Source organism: Vibrio sp. V10_P2A27P122 (assembly GCF_963874335.1).
GTDB lineage: Bacteria > Pseudomonadota > Gammaproteobacteria > Enterobacterales > Vibrionaceae > Vibrio > Vibrio anguillarum.
Window position 1 is genome coordinate 1 of record NZ_CAWNHY010000213.1, and the last position, 2,340, is coordinate 2,340.

Sequence of the window (2,340 nt, forward strand, 5' to 3'; positions counted from 1 at the left end):
ACTTTTAATTGAACGCCTAACAGTTAGTGAAAATTTTAAAAATAAAAGGTTCAACGGGAAATTATAGTGATTCAATCAAAAAAACAAGTTTTGTATAGGTAATTTCAGCGTGATTATTGTTAGATATTTGATCCGCGAGACACTCAAGAGCCAATTTGCGATCTTTTTCGTACTGTTTCTCGTGTTTCTTAGCCAACGATTTATTCGCGTTTTGGCTGAAGCTTCCGATGGTGACATTCCAGCACGAATGATCTTATCTATTGTAAGTTTAAATATGCCCGCAATGGGGTTATTAATGCTGCCTTTGAGTTTGTATATCGGCATCTTACTGACTTTTGGACGTTTGTACGCAGAAAGCGAAATTACGGTGATGAATGCCACTGGCATCGGCAATAAATTTTTGATCCGTGCTGCACTCTATTTGGCTTTGATCACTTCAGGTGCTGCAGCATTTAACGCATTCTGGTTGGCGCCTTGGAGCCAAGATAAAGAAGCACAATTAATGGAGCAGCTTGCAGCAGAAAATAGCGTTGATTTGCTACAGAAAGGACAATTTCAACGCACACCGGATGGTTCCTCGGTGGTTTTCATCGAAAATATTGAAAACAAAAAACTGCATAATGTGTTTGTTGCGCAGCTTGCACCAAAGGATTCGATACTCCCGAGTGTGATGTTCTCTAATTCTGGTGATGTTAAAGAGCTCAGTGATGGCCGTCAGATGATCACCATGTATGACGGGATTCGCTATGAAGGCGTGCCAACACGCGTTGATTATATGATCACAAAATTTGACGAATACGAAGGTTTAATTGGCCAGCGTGAAGTTAAACCCAAAGGACGCGATTGGGAGGCGTTACCGACATCCAATCTGCTTTCCAACCCGGATCGAAGAGCGAAAGCTGAGTTGCAATGGCGAATTTCTCTGGTGATTTGTATTCCGTTACTCACCATGCTGGTGGTCCCTTTGTCGGCGGTTAACCCTCGGCAAGGACGCTTTGCGAAAATGGGACCTGCAATCTTAATTTATTTGGCCTATTTTATGGCCATCAGCGCAACCAAGTCTGCCATTGAAGATGGCTCACTTGCTACGGTGATCGGTATGTGGCCAATCAATGCTGCGTTACTTTTGGCGGCGATTTCAGTGAATATCATGGACAGTGTGCCAGTGCGGCGCTTCAAAGATAAACTAAGACTAAAGAAGGCAGCATAACGCGTGTTTAAGATTTTAGATTTATACGTCGGCCGTACTATTGTTGCGACAACCTCGTTAGTGCTGGCGACCTTTGTTGGTTTGTCCGGCATTATCAAATATGTTGAGCAATTGAGAAAAGTCGGGGAAGGAAGCTACGATTTACTGCAAGCTTTACTGTTTGTGGTGTTGAGCATTCCTCGTGATATCGAGATGTTTTTTCCTATGGCCGCCTTACTCGGTGCGTTGATTGGGTTAGGTATGTTGGCATCAAGTTCTGAGCTCGTTGTCATGCAAGCTGCGGGGTTTTCTAAGCTTAATATCGGTATGTCGGTATTAAAAACCGCAGTGCCATTAATGATCATTGTCACCTTGCTTGGCCAATGGGGAGCACCCCAAGCGCAGAAGATGGCGCGAGATCTGCGAGCTTTTTCTCTCTCTGGCGGTAGTATTGTTTCAGTGCGCAGCGGTGTGTGGGCGCGCGATGTGAATGATTTTATCTTTATTGGTAAAATTGATGACAACAAACTCTATGGCTTAAATATGTGGCGCTTTGATAACAATAAGAGTTTGCAAAACATCCTTTTTGCCGAAGAGGTGGATTACGATAAAGACAATCAATGGGTAATGAAAAATGTTCAAATCACCGACATGCGCGATGATGTATTGATAACAAAGCAAACATTACCTGAATATCGTTGGACGACTTCATTAGCTCCAGACAAACTAGCAGTGGTCACGGTCAAGCCTGAAGAGTTGTCACTGAGTGGCTTGTATGATTATGTCAGCTATTTAAAAACGTCGGAGCAAGATGCTTCACGGTACGATCTAGCGTTGTGGCGTAAAATCACTCAACCTTTTTCCATTGCTGTGATGATGCTGATGGCATTATCGTTTATTTTTGGGCCATTGCGCAGCGTTACTATGGGCGCAAGGATTTTGTCAGGCGTGATTGCAGGCTTTACATTTTATATTTCCAGTGAGTTTTTCGGCCCACTGAGTCTTGTTTATGGTATCCCACCAGTGTTTGGTGCCGTCGCACCCAGTTTGGTGTTTCTCAGCGTTGCCGTAATGTTGTTAAGACGAAAACTCTAAATAAAAATGACAGGTAAGAACTATCAACAAAAAGGAAGGGCAAACCTTCCTAATGC

The 2,340-nt window shown here is 43.3% G+C and carries 2 protein-coding genes; both read left to right on the forward strand.

What is annotated here, in order from left to right; genetic code table 11:
• Positions 1-109 precede the first annotated feature (109 nt).
• Positions 110-1,210 carry an LPS export ABC transporter permease LptF gene (lptF, locus tag AACQ17_RS08975; protein ID WP_013855997.1) on the forward strand — a complete coding sequence of 367 codons (1,101 nt, stop codon included), beginning with the start codon at positions 110-112 and terminating at the stop codon, positions 1,208-1,210.
• Positions 1,211-1,213: 3 nt separating this feature from the next.
• Positions 1,214-2,284: an LPS export ABC transporter permease LptG gene (gene lptG, locus AACQ17_RS08980; RefSeq protein WP_013855998.1), complete on the forward strand. Its 1,071-nt coding sequence runs from the start codon at positions 1,214-1,216 to the stop codon at positions 2,282-2,284.
• Positions 2,285-2,340 lie beyond the last annotated feature (56 nt).